The sequence below is a fragment of the Sphaerisporangium rhizosphaerae genome, assembly GCF_042665155.1.
Lineage (GTDB): Bacteria > Actinomycetota > Actinomycetes > Streptosporangiales > Streptosporangiaceae > Sphaerisporangium > Sphaerisporangium rhizosphaerae.
Map to the genome: position 1 here is coordinate 392,979 of NZ_JBHTCG010000004.1, position 18,297 is coordinate 411,275.

The window sequence follows — 18,297 nt, forward strand, 5'->3', positions numbered from 1 at the left end:
GGCCTCCCGTCACCGCGTGCATACGGCGCACCCCGGCTCGCCCTGCGGGAACTCGCCGAAGATCGGCTGCTCCGGGGCGACGAGATTGGTGCCCTGGATGTAGCACGCCGTGACCGGCGGGACCTCGGTGATGAGCCGGATGACCCCATGGGCGACCATGTGGCCGCACATCCCGGCCGAGGTGGCGATCGCGCCGGGACCGCCGAGGTGGACGGGACGGCCCGCGGCCCCCGGAGGGCCGTGACCGGGGCCCGCGCGCCTGCGGTCCTCGATGCGCTGCATGCACTCGTAGCAGGCTCCGCGGCCGGGGGCGAAGACGCCCGTGGTCACCAGCGGGCCGCTGTAGCCGCCGCCCACCCAGGGGATCCCGGCGGCGAAGCAGGCCCGGCCGGCCCACACGCGGATGCCGTCCTCTCCTTTGGGCTCGTCGGCGCACATGGCCACCACGTCGAACCCCGGCAGCAGGGCCGCGAGATCCCGCTCGCTCCGGACGCGCAGGACGGCGCCCGACACCTCGATGTCGGAGTTCAGCCGGCTCAGCCGCTCGACGGCGACCTCCACCTTGGGACGGCCGATGTCGGCCTCGGTGAACAGGAGCTGGCGGTTGAGATTGGCCAACTCGACCCGGTCGTCGTCGACCAGGCGCAGCACCCCCGCCCCGGAGGCCGCGAGGGCCTGCGCCGCGCAGGCGCCCACGCCGCCGACGCCGACCACCAGGACGCGCGAGCGGCGCAGCCGGAGCTGTGCGTCCCAGCCGTGCTCCCGCGGGGTGAGGTCCGCCCAGCGGAAGAACGCCTGGCCCCGGCTGTACCGGTCGCGCTCGCGCGGAGTCAGTTCGGGCGCCTCCGCCGTTCCCGCGTCCTCGATGTGGCCGGAACCGAGGAGCCGGGCGACGATCGACTCCGCGTCGCGCCGGGTCAGCTCCGGGAAGCCGGCCAGGAGCAGGGCGGTGACATCGGCGCAGGTCCGCGTGCCGTTCATCGCCTCGAGGGCCGTCCACACCCAGCCGTTCGGGTCCTTGATCTCGTGGGCCGGCCCGTAGACGTCGCCGCCGATGCGGACCAGGCCGCCGTCGAGACGGTAGGGCGCGTGCTCGGGCTTCACTCTCGGCAACCGCAACGCGGCCTCCCCGGTGAAGGCGTGGACGCCAAGGGGGGCGCGGAGCCGCGGTCGGGCGCGCGCGAGGCCCGGTCGCGGCTCCGCCGATAGGGGCCGGTCAGGACCCGGAGGGGTTGCTGAGGCGTTCGGTGGTCTCGAGGCGGTCCAGCCTGCGGATCTCGATCTTCACGGCGTCGGTGGAGCAGGGGTCCTCTGCGGCCTTGTTCTCGTGGTTCTCGTCGGAGTCTCTGATGTCGCTCACGAGTTGCCTCTTCTCGTCGACACGCTCGGCTGACTCGCCGACTTGCTGACTTGCTGACTTGCTGACTCTTTGACCTGATCGACGGCCGTCCGACCGCCCCTCAGAATAGATCGCCGGCAATCGGAGCGATAGATCCTTTCTTGTCGAGGTTTCGCAATATGGCGGGTCGGCACGAATTCCGGCCACATTCCGGTCCCGCCGTAATTCGGAAAACGTCACGGGTTCCTAAAGCGCGGGCGCCGCGGGGAAAGTCAGGGCGTTCCGAGCGGGGCGGGCGCCGCCTCCGCGGAAATGCGCTCCGCGCCGGCCGGGGGCAGGTCGCTGTTGAAGCGCGGCATTCCGCGTAGGAAGAGGGTGGCGAGCGGCACGGCGAACGCGGCCAGCGCGCTCAGCCCCAGCAGCGTCGACCGGCCGACCGCCGCGCTCGCCGGGCCGGTCACCATGAGGCCGAGAGGCGTCATCATCGAGGAGACCAGCCAGTCGACGGAGGTCACCCTGGCCAGGCGTTCCGGCGGGATCTCCCGCTGGAGGTTCACCGCCCACTGCACGCCGTAGATCTCCAGCCCCACACCGGCGGCGATGTAGCACGCGTACAGCAGCAGCGGCGAGGCCGGCCAGGTCAGCGCGAGCGGCACGGCGCCGTACATGGCGACCCCGCAGATCGCGGCCACCCCGGGCCGGCTCGGTCTCCACCTCATGCTGATCAGCCCGCCCACCAGGCCGCCGACCGACAGCAGGGCGAGGGCGGCTCCGTAGACCGCGTCGCCGCCGAAGGCCTCGCGGGAGACCAGGGGCAGCATGACCTGCGCCGGAGCGATGGCGAGCATGTGCTGGAACGCCATGGCGAGGGTGCCTCCCAGGACCCACGGCCGTCGTGACACCTCCGACAGGCCGTCGGCGATCTCCCGGACGGCCGAGGACCGCCGCGCCGGCGCGACGGCCGGTTCGCGCAGCGGAAGCTGGAGGAGCAGGGCGAGCAGGTAGGCCGTCATCACGGCGAGAAACCCGATGCCGGGAGACCAGGCGGTCACGATGTACGCGCCGAGGCCGGGTCCGACGATGGCGCCGAGCCGCCAGGAGACCGCCATCAGCGCCGCCGCCGCCGGGCGCTGCGCGGGGGTGAGCACCGACGACAGGCATGCCTGGTAGGCGGGCCGGTGGAACGCCTCCGCCGCCCCGACGAGGAAGACCAGGGACGCCAGCAGCCACGGGGGGCCGCCGCCGTGCAGTCCCACCGCGACCACGCAGCACTGGAAGGCCAGCGAGGCCATCATGACCGTCCGGCGCGGCAGCCGGTCCGCCCACAGCCCGCCCAGGAGGGAGAACACGATCAGCGCGACCCACCGGCCGGTGAAGATCGCGCCGACGGTCGAGGCGGTGCCGCCCGCGTTGAGGGCCACGATGGTCACCGTGACCGGGAAGATCTGGTCGGCCGCCACCGACATGGTGAAGCTCAGCCACAGCAGACGGAACTCCCGATTTCTCGTCACAGAACCATCTACGGGACGAGCAGGACGATTTACTTTCCCCACACGAGTGCGCATGCCACGAAATCAACCTCGATGAGTCAGAACCCGCAAGGGAGGTTGTTTCGGCTTTCTCCGGCGGCTCGCCTCATTCTTACGCACCTTTCCGCGTTCCGGCCATGCCAGGCGGCGCCGTCGCCGGGCCTCGGCCACGACCGCGGTACCGGTCGCCGGACACCGATCGCCTCGGTCGCGGGAACCGGCCTCAGACCGCCATCACGCGGCCGCCAGCCGGCCGTCAGCCGGTCGTCGACCCGGCCGTCAACGGGCCATCACCCGGCCTGGCGGCCGGGCACGCGTTCGCGCACGCGGCGGTACACGATGGCCGCGAGCAGGGTCAGTGCGGCGCAGCCCAGGCCGGTGAGCAGCAGGGGAAGCAGCGCGAGCGCCCGGTGGGGGGCGGCCGGCCCGCGCAACAGGGTCAGCGTGCCGGTCGCGGTCCGGCTGACCCGGCCGCTCTGCACGGTGAGACGGTACTTCCACCGTCCGTCGGGCACGCCGCGACCGAGCGGCACGGTGACCTCCGCCTCCTCGCCGGGGGCCAGGGTCGTGCCCCGGGCGATGGGATACGGACCGGCCTCCTTCAGTCGGTCGGGGCCCTCCAACAGGTACAGCCGGCCCTGCACGTCGATGGCACGATGTCCGGTATTGGTCACGGTCGCCACGACCCGGTAGTCGCCGTCCACCCCGAGGCGGGGGTGCACCTGGCCGATCTCGAAGTCCGTGGCCGGTTCGCCGCCCGGGCCCACGTGCAGGTAGGCGCGGACGCCCACCAGGTTGACCAGGGCGATGTTGGTCCCCGGTCCGGGTTTGGGCGAGGCGAGCCTCGCCCAGATCACGGCGTACCGCTCTCCCTCGCTCGCCCAGGCCGGAACGGCGATGGTCGCCCTCACCAGCGCACTGTCGCCAGGACGCAGGTCCAGCTTGGTCCGGCTCAAGCGGATCCAGGAGGTCAGCTCGTTGCCAGCCGGGGGCGGCGCGAAGGTGAAGCGATGGTTCCTGATGGCCGCGCCACCGGCGCGCAGCGTGATGTGCCGGGTCTTCGCCGAGAAGTTGAAGACCTTCAGGGCCCTGGTGAAGGTGGTTCCGGGGTTGACGTGGTCGTCGATGTAGACGCGCGCACGCGGGTCGTCGAGCCGGCTGGCCGGGATCTCGGCCACCCCGATGCCGAACCGCCCGCCCGGGGCGGGTGGATCGGCGGTCGCGGTGCCGGCGTGCGCGGCGATCGGCGCGCAGACTGCGAAGGTGAGCGTGAGCAGCGACGCGCGGGCGCGCCGGGACAGCTGATCAGGCAACGAGGTGGCTCACCGTGCCCGTGTAGCTGCCCGCCACGGCCTGGGCGGGGATGTTGACGATCAAGGTGGGGTTCCAGGTGGCGGAGTTGGAGCCCGAGCCCGTGGTCTTGCTGAACGCGGTGCGCGGCTGGTCCAGCGTCACCGCCGCCGCGGCGTTCAGCTGTCCGGGGACGAACGTTCCGGTGCCGCTGGTCGCGGTGGCGGTCCCGGACCAATATTGGACGGCGCTGTTGAGGATGGTCTCGGCGGCGGTGCCGCCACCGGTGGTGAAGCTCGTGGCCGAGACGGTCGCGGTCCAAGTGGCGGTCAGCGCGGCCCGCTGGTCGGAGACCGTGATCAAACCGAGCTGCCCGGTGGCCGGGTTGCCCGGGGTGTTGCCTCCGATGGCGACCGGGCCGTCCGGCACGGCGATGGTCAGCGAGTCCGACGCCGTCACCGTGAACGTCACGGTGGTGGGACAGGTGGTCGAGGCGGCGCAGGTGCCGGCCTCCGCCGGAGTGGCGGAGGGCGCCACCATCAGGGCGGCGCCGATGGCGACGGCAGCGGCCGGCATGGCACTACGACGGAATGTTCCAGGCAACTGCCGATCCCCCTTGACCCGGGCCCCCACGCGTGGGCTCTGATACTGATCAGATCTTGCACGGTGATCAGCGCCCTGAAACCGGACGGGCGGGCCGCCGGAGGGATTTTTGATCACCGTTTGAAGGGCCGATGATCGCCTAAGGGGCGATTCGCCGAGTACCGCCGGATATTTGGTGATCTGCCAGATGGCGAGTAATCCGGAACGGTCGGCCGTATCGGCCCCCCTTGATAGAACTGGCATTTCCAAAATACGCACCGAATTCACCATGTGGAACCTTCGTCCTATTGGCACTGTTCCCGCATGCCGACGATCACTTGTTTGCGTCGTGTTTGCCGTACGCGGGTTCCGGTGGGCCAACACCGTCCGATTCGGAGCCCTAGGCTGCCAATGTTTTCTTGGCATACCGGGGAGCGGCGCCCGAGGGTAAACACGAACCAGGTGATCGGGGGGAACGGATGAAAAACCGCCACCGCGGTGCCTCATCGCTGCTGGCCTCGATCACGTTGGCCGCCGTGCTGAGCGCGCCCGCGGCCGCGGCCGGCGCTCCCGAGCCGCCGGACCGCCTCCGGCCGCCGCTGGCCCGGGCGTGGCACTCCCCGTCCCCCCAGCCCACCTCCGAGCCGCCGTCGGCCCGGGCGTGGCTCTCCGCGTCCACCCAGCCCACCTCCGAGCCGTCCCCGCCGTACCCGTCCATCCCTCCGCTCCCGTCGTTCACCGGGCCGCCGGTCCAGCCGTCTCGCGGGCCGTCGTCCGCGCCGTCCGACGCGCCCTTCGCCGCGCCGTCCGACGAGCCGTTCGACGCGCCCTTCGCCACGTCGTCCGACGAGCCGTTCAGGGGGCCGCTCGTCGAGCCGTCGCCGGAGCAGGCGACCGAGCCGCCGCGAGAGGTCCCGCTCCCAGAGCCGCCACCCCGCCGGCCCCGGCCCCGTGCCGGCAGGGCGGAGGCCGGGGACACCGGCTCGCGTCCGGCGCGCCGGCAGAGAAGGGCGGCGCTGGCGAACACCTTGACGATCACCGTGCCCGCCACGGCGAACCTCGGCGCCGGCCACCTCGGCGGCACCATCAGCTCAAGCCTCGGCACGGTCACCGTGGAGGACTCCCGCAACGGGTCGGCCTCCTGGACCGCGACGGTCTCGGCCACCGACTTCACCACCGGCGCCAGAACGGCGTCACAGACCATCTCGAAAGGCAACATCGCCTACTGGTCCGGACCGACCACCGCCTCCTCCGGCGCCGGCACCCGCACCCCTGGACAACCCACCGCGGCCCAGCGCGTCCCGCTGTCGTCGCCGGTGGCCGCCTTCAAGGGCACCAAATCGCCTTTGACCGCCATCACCAGCTGGCAGCCGACGCTGGTGGTGACCATCCCCGTCTCGGTCCAGACGGGCGTCTACACCGGCGTCATCACCCACGCGGTCGCCTGATCGCGGCCTTCTCCGCCGGAGCCGCATTCTCCTTCTTTATTGGCGGACTCCTGACCGGCCACGAACAAACGCGCCGGAGGCGGGGCCGCGGCGCCGGGAGATAGTTGCACCGGCTGGGCCGAACCGCGGTGGCAATTCACCCGGACGGCTCGTGACGGAGCGTTCGACGCCCACTGCCGGTGAAATCCGCGCATCGAGCATGACGCCATGGCACCAAAAGCATTCGAGCCGCCCAAGAAATCAATGCACTCACGTGTTCCGCATATTTCCGGAAGGAATGTCATGCCTCGCAGCCCCAGGTCGCTGGGATATCCGCTCATGGTCATGGCGCTGATCCTGGCGGCCCACATGCCGGCCGCCGCGTCCACCGCACCGCCGCACCGGCCTTCGCCCCCGCGTCCGTGGGTGAAGCTCTGCCTGAAGCTCAAGACGCAGCCCCGTCACAAGCGCATCCGCTGTTCCATCCCGCCCAAGCCCCGGGAGCGGCGGGGCGCGAGCGCGGAGCGATCCGCGCTGACGCCGACCATCAACGAGATCTCCATTCCGACGAGCCCGGCCACCCCCGTCGGCATCGCCTCCGGGCCGGACGACAACGTGTGGTTCACCGAGAACGCCGGCAACAAGATCGGCAAGGTCACCACGGCGGGCGTGTTCACCGAGTACTCCCTGCCCACCGCCGACTCCCAGCCCGCGCACATCACCGCCGGACCGGACGGCCTGCTGTGGTTCACCGAGGCGACGGGCAACAGGATCGGCAAGATCACCACCTCGGGCACCATCACCGAGTACACCCTGCCGGTCTCGGGCTCCTACCCCTGGTCGATCACCTCGGGGCCGGACGGCAACCTGTGGTTCACCGAACCCGACGCCAACAAGGTCGCCAAGATCACCACCTCGGGCACCATCACCGAGTACACCCTGCCGACCTCCGGCGCCTACCCGCTGTTCATCACCGCCGGACCGGACGGGAACCTGTGGTTCACCGAGCCGCTCCTCGGCAAGGTCGCGCGGATCACCACCGGCGGCACGGTCACCGAGTTCACCGCCCCCTCCGGTGCGATGCCGCTGGGCATCACCACCGGCGCGGACGGCAACCTGTGGTACGGCGACGGCAACGGCAAGGTGGGCTCGGTCACCACCACCGGCACCTTCACCGACTACTCCCTCACCGACCCCAACGCCTTGCCCTGGGGAATGACCCTCGGCCTGGACGGCAACGTGCGGTTCGCCGAGCAGTCCGCCGGCAAGGTCGCGAGCGTCACCACGACCGGCACGGTCAGCGAGTACGCCCTGCCCACCAGTGTCGCCGGGCCGCTACAGCTCACCGTCGCCTCCGACGACAACCTCTGGGTCACCGAGGACTACGTCGACAAGCTCGCCGTCGTCACACCCTGACCCGGTGATCCCGGCGGCCGCCGCCCCCGGCGCCGCGGCCGCCGGTCGTTCCGTCTTCTCTCGTCCTGCCGTCCTGCCGTACGAGAGTTGTCCACAGTTTCCACAGACTCGTACACAGGTTCGAATATGATCTCCAGGGGGTACGGGCTCACTCGTCGGCCAGGACGGCCTGGGCCTGATCCTCGCCCCCGACGAGGCCGCGCAGCCGGTCGTTGGCGTCCTCGATCGCGCTCAGCACGATCTCGCGCTGCTCGCCGCTCGCCTCCCCCAGCGTCTGCTCGGCCAGCTCCGTCCACACGCGTTCGATGGCGGGCACCAGCTCGTGGCCGGCCTCGGTGACCACGATGCGCACTTGGCGGCGATCGGTGGGCACGGGCTCACGACGGAACCACCCGCCCGACTCCAGGCGGGCCAGGCTGCGAGTGGCGGTCGGCGGCTCGATGCCGAGCCGTGCCGCCAGTTCGGAGATCGTCATGCCGTCACGTTCCTGGACCAGCAGCCACAGCAGCACGTCCTGCCCCGGGTGCAGCCCGAGCGCCGCCAGCTTGCGCGCCTTCGCGGCGCGGTAGAGCTTGCTCATCTTGTTCAGCGCCCGGTTGACGCGCATGACCTCACTGCTGTCCATGCCCCCATCCTATCGATGTATAGTCGGCTAATAGATAGCCGACTAACTATTAGGGAGCAGCCATGGATCTCGGGCTCAACGGTCGCGTCGTGCTGGTCACCGGGGCGTCCGGCGCCATCGGCGCCGCGATCGCCGCGACGTTCGCGCAGGAGGGCGCTCTGGTCGCCGCGGGCTGGCACGGCAACGAGGAGAACGCGCGCGCCGTGGTCGAGTCGATCACCCAGGCGGGCGGGAAGGCGATCGCGGTGCGCATCGACCAGCGCGACCGTGACTCCGCCCGGGCGGTGACCGACCAGGTCGAACGCGAACTCGGCGACATCGCGGTCCTGGTGGCGAACGCCGTCGCCTGGCCGCCGATGGCGCCCGACACCTGGGACATCCTCAGCGAGGGCCTGGTCGCGAACGTGACCGGGACGATGGCCCTGGTCGACGCCGTCCTTCCCCGCATGCGGGACACCGGGTGGGGACGGCTGGTGCTGATCTCCTCCGACGTGGTCGAGCAGCCGATGCCGGCGGCCGTGACCTATCCCGCGGTCAAGGGGGCGATCGAAACGGCTGCGAAGGTGCTCGCCGCCCGCGAGGCACGGCACGGCGTCCTCACCAACGTCGTCCGGCCCGGCTTCACCCTGACCGACCGGGCGCTGAACTGGCCCGGCATGGGACGGCAGGCCGTCGACGCCGAGGGGGCGAAAACACCGACGGGACGCATCTGCACCCCCGAAGACGTCGCCAGCGCCGTCGCCTACCTGGGCTCAGCCGCCAACGGCCACATCAACGGCGAAACCCTCTCCATAGCCGGCGGCCGACAACTGACCCGCTGACCCACTCACCCCGCACCTCGAGCAGTAGTCAATACCTGTGGATCGGTTTGAGTGTCGCCGAGTCAGTGAAGTTGTCCGGTCTGGTGTAGGTGATCGAAGATGATCTGGTCGACCGGGGACACGCGGTCGCGGTCGGCGTAGCTCAGCCAGGTGATTTCTTCGATCTCGCTGCTGGGCGTCGGTACTCCGTGATGGTCGGCGGTGTAGCAGGTCATCTGGACGGTGATGCCCTCGGCGTGGCCGTGTGCTTGGGCGTGGTAGGTGCCCACGTGGGTGGCGGTGGCGGGGATGATGGTGATGGAGAGTTCCTCGTCGATCTCGCGAATGAGGGTTTCGAGGTCGGTTTCGCCGGGTTCGCGTTTGCCGCCGGGGATGTAGTAGGCGTTCTTGCCTCGTGACCGGGTGCTGAGGATCTTGCCGTTGTCCAGGTGGATCCAGGCGATCTTGTCGATGGTGTTGTTCACCGTGTGCTCCTGTGGTCGGGGGCAGAGGGGTGGGTCAGGCGGCCAGGTCGTCGGGGCGTTCGAGGGGTTTCCCATTGGTGAAGACCGCTCCGGCACGAGCGAGGACGTCCAGGCGGGGTGCGTTGACCGCGCGCCGGCGGGCTTGGGCGGATTCGATCAGCTTGAGGGCCATGGCCGGCCCGGCAGCGCGGGAACCCGGTTGGTGACCTTGGTCCGATCCCGGACCGTGGCGAACGTCGATTCGACAGCCCACCACGCGCGGCCCCCCACCCCCAACACCTCCACCGGCCGCAACTCCGCCACCCCCGACGCCTTCACCCCGCACAGCTCCGCACCCAACACCCCACCCAGCGCAGCTCCCACCCCGGTATGTGCTGGATGTAATCGGCACCGGGTCGGCGAGTCGCAGTACGGCGATGCCGGCGCCGACTACGGCGCCCGACCCGGTGAAGGTTCCTGGACAGCACACCCGCCATCCCCTGGCGCCCTCGGCACCCCGGCCGACCGGGCGGGTGCCGGCGCCACAGTGACCGTGTTTGAATCGCGCCATGGACCTCGATCGCGCGCAGGCGTTCGCCGACGCCTGGGTGGCCGACTGGAACTCCCACGACCTCGACCGCATCATGACGCGCTACGCCGACGACGTGGTGTTCCGCTCCCCCTTGGCGGCCCGGCTCGTCGAGGGTTCACAGGGCGTCATCCGCGGCAGCGCGGCGCTGCGGGCGTACTGGGCGGAGGGCCTGCGGCACAACCCCGGGCTGCGCTTCGACCTGCTCGGGGTCTACGCCGGCGTCGACTGCGTCGTCATCAACTTCCGCCACCAGGACGGGCGACGGTCCTGCGAAGTCCTCGTCCTGGACGGCGACCTCGTCGTCTCAGGATGGGGCACACACGCCCCGCCCCCGACCTGAGCACCCCGCCACACGGACTTCGGACCGCGGCCTTCCCCCGACACCGACACCGACACCGACACCGACATGACCGTGACCATCCAGTTCGGCCTCCCGGGATCCGTACCGGCACCGTCCCCGGCCGGGCATGGCGGCGACGGACGTGTCCCTGGCCGCTCTGCGCGTGTCCGACCCGCGCAGCTGGAAGAGCGCCGACTGGCTCAGCGACCTGCTCCCCCACCTCGCTTACGGTGCCGTGGCCGCGGCCACCCTGCACCACCTGGACCGCGACCGGCGCACCTGAGACCGATCACCGATCACCATTAGAGGCGCGACCCGCCCGGCTCCCGTGCCGCCGAACGCTCACCACCACCGGCCGCGCCGGACTGCCCCCGCTCCCCGTGACACCGGGCCCGCACCGCCACCGGCCACACGGTCCACCCGGCTCCCCGTGCCGACGGGCCCGCACCGCCACCGGTCGGCTGAGCCCGACCGTCATTGGGAATCCGAAGCAGGCCGCCACGGTGTCCCGGCGTCGGACAGGACTTCTTACGGTGTGCGAACGGCTTAGGATCGCCGACGCCGCAGCAGGCGGGCTTCGGCCTACGCTCGGCCGGGTGAGGGTACTCGTGACCGGTTCGGCCGGGTTCATCGGAAGTCATGTCGTCGAGGCGCTGACGGAGTCCGGGCACGACGTGGCGGGTCTCGACCTGCGGAGCGGGCAGGACGTGCGCGACGACGCCGTCCTCGACCGCCTGCTCCCCGGGGTGGAGGCGGTGGTCCACCAGGCGGCCAAGGTCGGGCTCGGCGTGGACGTCGCCGACCTGCCCGACTACACCTCGGTCAACGCCTACGGCACCGCCGTCCTGCTGGCGGCCATGGCCAGACATGACGTGCGCCGCCTGGTGCTGGCCTCCTCGATGGTCGTCTACGGAGAGGGCGCCTACGACTGCCCGCGGCACGGGCGGGTACGACCGGGCCCGCGCCTCGCCGGCGACCTGGCCCGAGGGCTGTTCGAACCGCGCTGCCCTGGGTGCGACTCGCCGGTCACCTCCGCGACGATCGGCGAGGACGCCCCGCTCGACCCGCGCAACGCCTACGCCACCACCAAGCTCGCCCAGGAGCACCTGGCAGCCAACTGGGCCCGCGAAACCGGCGGCACGGCGGTCGCCCTGCGCTACCACAACGTGTACGGGCCGCGGATGCCCAGGGACACCCCCTACTCCGGCGTCGCGGCGATCTTCCGCTCCGCCCTGGAGGCTGGCCGCGCGCCGAAGGTGTTCGAGGACGGCCGGCAACGGCGCGACTTCGTGCACGTCCGGGACGTCGCCCGGGCGAACCTCGCCGCCCTGGCCGGTGGCACGCCGGGATCGGTGACGGCGTACAACGTCGCCAGCGGCGAGCCCCACACAATCGGCGAGATGGCCACCGCGCTCGCCGCCGCGCGGGGCGGCCCCGAGCCGGTCGTCACCGGCGACCACCGATTCGGCGACGTCCGCCACATCGTGGCCTCCCCCGACCGAGCCACCAAAGAACTCGGTTTCCAAGCAGCCATCGCCTTCCCCGAAGGCATGAAGGAATTCGCCAACGCCCCCCTCGCCTGATCAGTCACCACCCCCGACCGGGTCATGACGCCGCCCGCCGGGTGACTGCGCGCCGGTCCCGACGAGCGTGCATCCATGTGACCCATGCAGGCAGCTGCGATCTACTGCCGGATCGGCCAGGACCGTGCGAGAGATCTCCTACCGGAGCCTGCTGAGCCAGGCGGTCGAGTGATCACAGATGCCAGCCGAGCAAGTTCCAGTGCCCGCAGAACCAGAGGAGGGCGAGCAGTCCCGCCAGCACGACCACCTGGTGGCCGCGGGCCAGGACGCCCGCGCGCCGCCAGGCCCTCACGGTGGCGGCGATCGCGGCGACGGTGAGTGCGAGGACCAGCAGCGGCAGCACCAGGAGGACCTGGACGTTGGTCGGCACGCCGTACAGGATGCTCGTGTCGCCGGTCAGGACCAGCGTGAACAGCACCACGAACACCAGTCCGACCGCGGCGGCGAGCCCGGTCAGGACACGCCCGGCGCGCCAGACACGCGGAACGGGACGCTTCTTGACCCGGCGGACCACAGCGGCCACCGGCAGGCCGAGCACGGCGGTCAGGGCGGTGACGGCGAACAGCAGGACGATGACGACATTGACCGGCGGGGTATCCCACCAGGGGACGCGTTGGTAGGCGGGGCCGTCCGTGGCCACGTACGCGACACCGCTCCCGCCGGCCACCAGCGCCAGCCGCTGCGTGCCGCCGTTCTGCTGATACAGCCCGGGTCCCAGCGGGCTCCACGTCGAGCCCCTGAAGCTGAGCTTCCCGCCCTCCACCCGCAGCGAGGTGGAATCGGTCAGGGCGACCACCTTCTCGATGCTGGACTCGGCGGACCGGGTGAGCTTGTAGAAGCCTTCAACAGGCATGACGGAAGCACCGCCGTCGGGCACGGCGCGCTTTCCGGGCAGAAAGCGGTCGAAGAAGGCAGGAATGATCTTGGTAAAGGCGTCGGCTCCGCCCAGACCGTTCGTGGACACGAACAGGCCGAGGTCGGCGTCGGGCACCAGCAGCAACGCGCTCTGGAAGCCCTCCCAGCCACCGTCGTGCATGATCACGCGATGCCCGTTGAGCGTCTGCTCCTTGAACCCGTGGGCGTACCCGTCGATGCGCGGATCGGCCGCGAACGTCCGCCGATGCATGAGCCGGGCCGTCGGCCCGTCGAGGATGCGCTGGTCGCCGAAGCGTCCTTCCCGCAGGTGGGCGATCATGAAGTGGGCCATGTCGTTCGCGGTGGCACTGATCGACCCGTCGGGGGCGAGGTTGTCGAAGACGAACGGCTTGCGCCGATACGCCCCGCCCTCGTAGTCGTAGCTGCGCGCCAGATCAGTGGCCAAGGGGGCGGGGACGGGCTCGGCGGCCGTGCTGTGCCGCATCGCGAGCGGGCCGAGGATGTGGTCGCGCACGTACTGGTCATAAGGCTGCCCGCTCACCCGCGACACGATGTATCCGGCCAGCGCCGCCCCATAGTTCGAGTACGCCGACACCTCGCCGGGCGGGCGCACCCGCGCGGGCATGTTGCCGGCGAGATAGTTCCCCAAGGGCGGCACGTCGTCCTTGCTCCGCGCCCCCACGCCGATCGTGCGGTCCTCGAACCCGGCCGTGTGGTCCATCAGGTCCTGCAGCGTGATCGGCCGGGGGTAGGTCGCGGGGATACGGAACGCGGTGAGGTAGCGGTTCACGTCCGCCTTCAGGTCCAGCTTGCCCTGCTCAACCTGCTGCATCACCGCGGTCCAGGTGAACAGCTTGGTGATCGAGGCGATCCGGACCATTGAGGTGCCCGGGTCGAAGGGCCTGCGGTTCTCGACGTCGGCCAGTCCGTACCCCTTGCTGAAGAGCATCTTCCCACCGCCCACCACCGAGACGACCGCGCCCGGCACGTGGCCGGCCGTCAGCCCGTCCGTCATCGCGGCGTCGAAGAAATCTGCCAGAGCACGTTCCTCCGGAATGTCGATGGCTGCCACGGCGGGACGCGGCACGAGGATCACCAGCGCCGCGCACACCGCGACGAGCAGCGAACGGAAGACATACACGGGACGGCTCCTGACCTTGTCGAGGCCATCCACGATGCGGCCGGCGAGAGTGCGGCCGCATCGCCATCGCGGCCACAGGCGCCTCCGACGAAAGTCGGAGACCGCCCGGCATCCGGCACCGACCCCGGTCTGAGGTGGCGCGCCGCCGCCCTGGCTACGCTGGACCGATGCTGTCGTACCGCGCGGCGCTGCGGCGGATGGCCGCGCTCGGGCCATACGCGATCAGCGCGGCCTCCGTGGCGCTCTGCCTGTTCCTCACCGTCCTGGCGGTCAAGACGCCGTGGGCGCCGCTGCCGCGACCCGTCATCGCCGCCGCCGGGCTGGCAGGCACGGGTGCGGTCTGGTTCCGGGGCCGGTGGCCGGTCGCGGTGGCCGTCGTCGGGGCGGGCGCGTACGTGCTGTCGGGCAATCCGGGGCCGCTGCTGATCAGCCTGTTCTCCGGCGCGGGCACGCGTTTCCTGGCGCTGGCGGCGATCGGCATGGCGGGGTTCCTCGCCCAGCAGTGGGTGGACGGCGGCCGGTTGGGCACGGACGCGCTGATCTCAGCGGTGACCGCCACCGGGGCCACGCTGGCGGCCGGGGCTTACGTCACCACCCGCCGCGAGCTGACCCGATCGCTGCGCGAGCGCGCCGAACGCGCCGAGACCGAGCAGCGTCTGCGTGACGAGCAGGCGAGGTCCGCTGAGCGCGGCCGGATCGCCCGGGAGATGCACGACGTGCTCGCGCACAAGATGACGCTCATCTCGCTGCACGCCGGCGGCCTGGAGGTGAACGCGAGCGCAGGGCCGGAGCGCGTCGAGCGGGAGGCGGCGCTGATCAGGCTCAGCGCGCGGGAGGCGCTCGAAGAGCTGCGCAAGATCCTTGGCGTGCTGCACGCCGGGCCCGACGATGACGACGACGACTTCCCCGACCTGCGGCGGCTGGTGGACTCCTGGGTATCGGCCGGCGGGACCGTCACCCTGCACGGCGATATCGGCACGTGGCCACCGGAAACGGCCAGGGCCGCGCATCGCCTCGTCCAGGAGGGCCTGACCAATGCGCACAAGCACGCCCACGGGGCCCCGGTCACGGTCACGGCGACCGGGAGCAGGGAAGCCGGCGTCACGATCGCGGTCGCCAATGGACGATCGCCCCAGCCGAGTCCGGAGACCGGCGCCGGGGTCGGTCTGGTGGGCCTGGCGGAGCGGTTCCGGCTGATCGGCGGAACGGTGCGCGGCGGGCCGGACGATGCGGGAGGCTGGCGTCTTGAGGGCCGACTGCCGTGGCACGCCGCAGACGCATCCCCAAGGGAATCACATGATCAGGACACTGCTGGTTGACGACGAGTCGCTGATCCGCGCGGGGCTGCGGTTCATCATCGAGTCCGCACCCGACGTGGAGGTCGTGGGCGAGGCCGAGGACGGCAACCAGGCCGTCGACGCGGTCCGCCGCCTGAGGCCCGACGTCGTACTGATGGACGTCAGGATGCCCCGGTACGACGGCCTGGCCGCCACCGGTGCCATCCGCCGGCTCGCCCGGGCACCCGCGGTGATCATCCTTACCACGTTCGACAGCGACGAGCACATCCTCACCGCCCTGGAGGCGGGAGCCTGCGGGTTCCTACTCAAGGACACCTCGCCGCACGACCTGATCCGGGCGATCCGTCTCGCGCACGGCGGCGACTCGATGCTGTCCCCGCGGGTCACTCGGCGGCTGATCCACCGGCTCACCACCGACCAGCCGATTCGGCGCCGCCGTGACGCGCTCGCCCGGCTGGAGGCCCTGACCGGCCGCGAGCGCGAGGTACTCACCGAGATCGGGCTCGGCCACTCCAACACCGAGATCGCAACCCGCCTGAACATGAGCGAGGCCACGGTCAAGAGCCACATCTCCCACCTGTTCGACAAGCTCGCCGTCACGAACCGCGTACAGGTGGCCATCGCCGCCTACCGCGCCGGCCTAGTCGACTGATTCTTGGCCCAGCCCTCGCGACCGGGACTGTACGAACAACAACGCCCCTGTCCCGTGATCAGTGGTGGCGCTCAGTGATCACCTGCCGGCCTGCGGCGTGCTGAAGAGCCACGACCTGGTCGGTGTGGTGTTCTCGAGGCTGTTCGACCTGGTCATCAAGGATGTGATGGACGAGAACGACCTCATTCGGGTCATGGCCGCACTCGCAATGAGTGAGACCAACCAGCCAGACCACCTCCGTGCCGCCGATGCCGCAGTAGCGAGCCGCCCTGCCGCACCACTGGATACGGCCGCCCTATTGCTATAGAGATCGGCAGGTCTGCCATGAGATGAGCGGCAGAACGGCCATCAATCTCTCGGCGAATCTGCCACGAAAGATGCGGCAAATCTGCCACACGTAGAGGTGAGCCCGCCTATCCTGAGCCAGTGGACACCGATGAGCTGACGGTCTTCCCCCGGCGTGCGGAAGCCATGGCTGTGGAGGCACTGGTCGACACCCGTGTCGTAGTGATCAATGGCGCCAGGCAAGTCGGCAAGAGCACCCTGGCCCAGGCGATCGTGCACAGGACGCCGGGATCACGGGAGATTTATCTGGATCAGGCGGCGGTGCGCGCTGCGGCACGACAGGACCCTGACGGAGTCGTCCACCATGACGGGCTCATGCTCATCGACGAGGTCCAGCGCGTACCCGACCTCCTGCTCTCCATCAAACGCGAGGTGGACGCCGACCCTCGCCCAGGACGCTTCCTGCTGACAGGCTCGGCCCGGCTACTTGGCCTACGTGATCTTCCCGACGCACTTCCCGGCCGATCCGAGACGATCGAACTCTGGCCGCTCTCCCAGGGGGAAATCGAGCGCAGCGCCGACGGATTCGTGGATGCGGCGTTCCAGAAGGGCCCTGACCTCGAGATTCCGAGATCCCGACTCCGCAGAGCCGATTACCTTGACCGCGCACTACGGGGCGGATACCCGGAAGCGGTCCACCGTCCTACACATCGGAGAAGGGCACGGTTCTTCGAGTCCTACATCTCCGATCTGATCAACCGGGACGTTAAACAGGTCTCCGATATTGAGCGGCCCGCGGACATGCGGCGCCTACTGAACGTTCTCTGTGGACGCATGGGCGGGCTGACAGTGATCGACAACATCAGTCGTGACCTCGGACTTCCGCGCAACACCGTGAAACGGTACGTCGACCTGCTCGACCTGGTTTATGTCATCAGGCGGATACCGGCCTGGTCGTCCAATGCCACAACTCGTGCGGTCGCGACCCCCAAGCTACTAATCGTGGACTCCGGACTGGGGGCACACCTGGCAGGTCTCACCCCAGCCCGGACTACCGGCATAACCGCCCCGGTGGGGCCCCTGCTGGAGAACTTCGCCCTGGGCGAGCTGGCTCGCCAACTGACATGGGTCGAGGAGCCCGTACGCCTCTACCACTATCGCGACCGAGACAACGTCGAAGTCGACGGCATCCTGGAACGAGCAACCGGCGAAGTCGTCGGCATCGAGGTCAAGGCGGCCGAAACCGTACGCGCAGACGACTTCAAGGGACTCCAGCACCTGGCCCGCAAGCTCGGTGACCGCCTGATCGCCGGCTTCGTCCTCTACGCGGGTCAAGAAACACTCCCATTCGGGGACCGTATGCGGGCCCTGCCACTGTCCGCGCTGTGGGAAGCGGCCCCAGCCTCCTGACCCGATCGGGCACCACGCCGAAGGGTCACCTGCGTTGACACCGGTCCCGCCGATGCCGCAATAACCATTCGGCACCTCAAAGAGGTATTGCTGGTGCTAGTGGCTCGCCTCGCGCGGTACTACGGGGCCGTCGGCCCAGCACGTCGCGGTTCCTTACGCCAGCTCGTGACCGGTAGTACTGTCCACCGCGTCCGGAATCTCCCCTTCGTGGCGATCCCCGGTGGTCAGAGTCCCTGACGGCTCGAACATGAGAATCGCCCCACCAGGTGACGACGGCTTGTGCTCGACGCCTCTAGGTACGACGAACGTGTCGCCCTTCTTGAGCACGACCGTGGTCTCGCCGCCCTCGGCGTCGCGCATGGCGATGTCGAACCGGCCGTCGAGCACCAGGAAGAACTCATCGGTCTCCTCGTGCGCATGCCAGACGTGCTCTCCGCTGGTATGGGCGATCCGCACGTCGTAGTCGTTCATGCGGGCAACGATTCTGGGGCTGTAGACGTCGTCGAAGGACGCGAGCGCCTCTGTCAGGTTGACGGGTTCGGTCTTCATGCCATCCATCTTCCGAGGATACCGATAACGGATCTTGCACGATCTTGACATCGACAACCGAATGCGAGCCCTGCCACTGTCCGCTATGGGAAGCGACCC

Annotated in this window: 18 protein-coding genes and 3 pseudogenes; 10 read left to right on the forward strand and 11 right to left on the reverse strand. The window is 70.0% G+C overall.

Features of this window, described 5'->3' with window-relative positions; translation table 11 throughout:
* Positions 1-9 precede the first annotated feature (9 nt).
* The 5 genes from ACFQSB_RS08845 to ACFQSB_RS08865 all read right to left on the reverse strand — a co-directional run bounded on the left by ACFQSB_RS08845 (position 10) and on the right by ACFQSB_RS08865 (position 4,734).
* A complete protein-coding gene (locus tag ACFQSB_RS08845; RefSeq protein WP_380825515.1) occupies positions 10-1,119 on the reverse strand; it encodes a HesA/MoeB/ThiF family protein in 1,110 nt (369 codons plus the stop codon).
* Positions 1,120-1,216: 97 nt separating this feature from the next.
* On the reverse strand, positions 1,217-1,360 hold the full coding sequence (locus ACFQSB_RS08850) for a hypothetical protein (protein ID WP_380825517.1): 144 nt from the start codon (positions 1,358-1,360) through the stop codon (positions 1,217-1,219).
* Positions 1,361-1,611: 251 nt separating this feature from the next.
* Complete coding sequence (locus ACFQSB_RS08855) at positions 1,612-2,850, reverse strand: MFS transporter (protein WP_354843025.1); 1,239 nt, start codon at positions 2,848-2,850, stop codon at positions 1,612-1,614.
* Positions 2,851-3,158: 308 nt separating this feature from the next.
* Entirely contained in the window at positions 3,159-4,181 is a 1,023-nt protein-coding gene (locus tag ACFQSB_RS08860; protein WP_380825518.1) for a peptidase, read from the reverse strand.
* Positions 4,174-4,734, reverse strand: coding sequence for a hypothetical protein (locus ACFQSB_RS08865; protein ID WP_380825519.1), 561 nt, complete (start codon positions 4,732-4,734; stop codon positions 4,174-4,176). Before ACFQSB_RS08865 ends, ACFQSB_RS08860 begins: the two co-directional genes overlap by 8 nt.
* 485 nt (positions 4,735-5,219) lie before the next feature.
* Here ACFQSB_RS08865 and ACFQSB_RS08870 point away from each other — a divergent pair, with 485 nt between their 5' ends.
* Positions 5,220-6,188, forward strand: a complete 969-nt coding sequence (locus ACFQSB_RS08870; protein WP_380825520.1) for a hypothetical protein — start codon at positions 5,220-5,222, stop codon at positions 6,186-6,188.
* 282 nt (positions 6,189-6,470) lie between these two features.
* Complete coding sequence (locus tag ACFQSB_RS08875; RefSeq protein ID WP_380825522.1) at positions 6,471-7,583, forward strand: Vgb family protein; 1,113 nt, start codon at positions 6,471-6,473, stop codon at positions 7,581-7,583.
* 148 nt (positions 7,584-7,731) lie between these two features.
* Here the strand turns inward: ACFQSB_RS08875 and ACFQSB_RS08880 are convergent, their stop codons facing one another.
* Entirely contained in the window at positions 7,732-8,208 is a 477-nt protein-coding gene (locus tag ACFQSB_RS08880; RefSeq protein ID WP_354843040.1) for a MarR family winged helix-turn-helix transcriptional regulator, read from the reverse strand.
* A gap of 62 nt (positions 8,209-8,270) precedes the next feature.
* Here ACFQSB_RS08880 and ACFQSB_RS08885 point away from each other — a divergent pair, with 62 nt between their 5' ends.
* Positions 8,271-9,029 (forward strand): SDR family NAD(P)-dependent oxidoreductase, encoded by a 759-nt coding sequence (locus tag ACFQSB_RS08885; RefSeq protein ID WP_380825523.1) that lies wholly within the window; start codon positions 8,271-8,273, stop codon positions 9,027-9,029.
* 62 nt (positions 9,030-9,091) lie between these two features.
* Here the strand turns inward: ACFQSB_RS08885 and ACFQSB_RS08890 are convergent, their stop codons facing one another.
* Both ACFQSB_RS08890 and ACFQSB_RS08895 read right to left on the reverse strand, forming a co-directional pair.
* A complete protein-coding gene (locus tag ACFQSB_RS08890; protein ID WP_380825524.1) occupies positions 9,092-9,493 on the reverse strand; it encodes an NUDIX hydrolase in 402 nt (133 codons plus the stop codon).
* A gap of 34 nt (positions 9,494-9,527) precedes the next feature.
* Positions 9,528-9,739 (reverse strand): annotated as a pseudogene (locus ACFQSB_RS08895) (IS256 family transposase); the annotation flags it as partial.
* 302 nt (positions 9,740-10,041) lie between these two features.
* Here ACFQSB_RS08895 and ACFQSB_RS08900 point away from each other — a divergent pair.
* The 3 genes from ACFQSB_RS08900 to ACFQSB_RS08910 all read left to right on the forward strand — a co-directional run bounded on the left by ACFQSB_RS08900 (position 10,042) and on the right by ACFQSB_RS08910 (position 11,987).
* The gene (locus ACFQSB_RS08900) at positions 10,042-10,404 is read left to right on the forward strand and encodes a nuclear transport factor 2 family protein (protein ID WP_380825526.1); all 363 of its coding nucleotides are present in this window, start codon (positions 10,042-10,044) and stop codon (positions 10,402-10,404) included.
* Positions 10,405-10,531: 127 nt separating this feature from the next.
* Complete coding sequence (locus tag ACFQSB_RS08905; RefSeq protein ID WP_380825528.1) at positions 10,532-10,687, forward strand: hypothetical protein; 156 nt, start codon at positions 10,532-10,534, stop codon at positions 10,685-10,687.
* 313 nt (positions 10,688-11,000) lie between these two features.
* On the forward strand, positions 11,001-11,987 hold the full coding sequence (locus tag ACFQSB_RS08910; protein WP_380825529.1) for an NAD-dependent epimerase/dehydratase family protein: 987 nt from the start codon (positions 11,001-11,003) through the stop codon (positions 11,985-11,987).
* 172 nt (positions 11,988-12,159) lie between these two features.
* On the opposite strand, the gene ACFQSB_RS08915 is transcribed toward ACFQSB_RS08910, so the two are convergent.
* Positions 12,160-14,004, reverse strand: a complete 1,845-nt coding sequence (locus ACFQSB_RS08915) for a serine hydrolase domain-containing protein (RefSeq protein ID WP_380825530.1) — start codon at positions 14,002-14,004, stop codon at positions 12,160-12,162.
* 167 nt (positions 14,005-14,171) lie between these two features.
* Here ACFQSB_RS08915 and ACFQSB_RS08920 point away from each other — a divergent pair, with 167 nt between their 5' ends.
* The 4 genes and pseudogenes from ACFQSB_RS08920 to ACFQSB_RS08935 all read left to right on the forward strand — a co-directional run.
* The gene (locus tag ACFQSB_RS08920; protein ID WP_380825531.1) at positions 14,172-15,323 is read left to right on the forward strand and encodes a sensor histidine kinase; all 1,152 of its coding nucleotides are present in this window, start codon (positions 14,172-14,174) and stop codon (positions 15,321-15,323) included.
* Positions 15,301-15,954 (forward strand): response regulator transcription factor, encoded by a 654-nt coding sequence (locus ACFQSB_RS08925; RefSeq protein ID WP_354929530.1) that lies wholly within the window; start codon positions 15,301-15,303, stop codon positions 15,952-15,954. Before ACFQSB_RS08920 ends, ACFQSB_RS08925 begins: the two co-directional genes overlap by 23 nt.
* A 64-nt stretch (positions 15,955-16,018) precedes the next feature.
* The gene (locus ACFQSB_RS08930; RefSeq protein WP_380825533.1) at positions 16,019-16,261 is read left to right on the forward strand and encodes a hypothetical protein; all 243 of its coding nucleotides are present in this window, start codon (positions 16,019-16,021) and stop codon (positions 16,259-16,261) included.
* Between the two features lie 164 nt (positions 16,262-16,425).
* Positions 16,426-17,463, forward strand: a pseudogene (locus tag ACFQSB_RS08935) (ATP-binding protein); the annotation flags it as partial.
* A gap of 186 nt (positions 17,464-17,649) precedes the next feature.
* Here ACFQSB_RS08935 and ACFQSB_RS08940 read toward each other — a convergent pair.
* Together ACFQSB_RS08940 and ACFQSB_RS08945 are read right to left on the reverse strand one after the other, a co-directional pair.
* Positions 17,650-17,745: pseudogene (locus ACFQSB_RS08940) on the reverse strand (peptide-methionine (S)-S-oxide reductase MsrA); the annotation flags it as partial.
* 57 nt (positions 17,746-17,802) lie between these two features.
* The gene (locus ACFQSB_RS08945; RefSeq protein ID WP_459117328.1) at positions 17,803-18,207 is read right to left on the reverse strand and encodes a cupin domain-containing protein; all 405 of its coding nucleotides are present in this window, start codon (positions 18,205-18,207) and stop codon (positions 17,803-17,805) included.
* Positions 18,208-18,297: the final 90 nt, after the last annotated feature.